General features: G+C 45.0%; 1 protein-coding gene. It reads left to right on the top strand.

Annotated features, from left to right (window positions below; translation table 11 throughout):
- Positions 1–695 (top strand): calcium-binding protein (locus KTJ10_RS17955; protein ID WP_316249920.1); only part of this gene is annotated, 695 nt, incomplete at both ends.

The raw sequence follows: 695 nt of genomic DNA, 5'->3' as shown, positions 1-695 counted from the left end.
GGATATCATGGTGATACCTATATCTTCTCGAAAGGCCATGGGCAGGACATCATTACTGACTACAGCGGTGGTTATGCCGGTGATGACATTATCAAGTTTACAGATGTGAAGTTTGAGGAAGTGAAGTTCCAGAAAGAAGGAACTGACCTGAAGCTATCTGGTTATAACGAAGGTGACGGGATTACGATCAAGGGCTTCTTTAATACTTATTACGACATTGAGAAGTTTACTTTCTCTGACCAGACCATCACCATGGACTATTTCCGCCAGAACGGATTGACCTTTGACGGTACGGATGCAGGTGAGACAATTACAACCTGGTCTTATAAGAGCGTTGTTAAGGCTGGTGCGGGAGACGATATCGTGACTGCTTCAGGCTATGACGATGTGCTTGACGGAGGCAGTGGCAATGACAAGCTGTATGGGGCAGCTGGTGTAGATATCCTGATCGGTGGTACAGGAAATGACAATCTGGAAGGCGGATATCATGGTGATACCTATATCTTCTCGAAAGGCCATGGGCAGGACATCATTACTGACTACAGCGGTGGTTATGCCGGTGATGACATTATCAAGTTTACAGATGTGAAGTTTGAGGAAGTGAAGTTCCAGAAAGAAGGAACTGACCTGAAGCTATCTGGTTATAACGAAGGTGACGGGATTACGATCAAGGGCTTCTTTAATACTTATTACGA

Source organism: Acinetobacter sp. WU_MDCI_Abxc222 (assembly GCF_025514755.1).
GTDB lineage: Bacteria > Pseudomonadota > Gammaproteobacteria > Pseudomonadales > Moraxellaceae > Acinetobacter > Acinetobacter geminorum.
The sequence above is the reverse complement of the archived record's forward strand: the minus strand, read 5'-3'. Positions and strand labels throughout refer to the sequence as shown.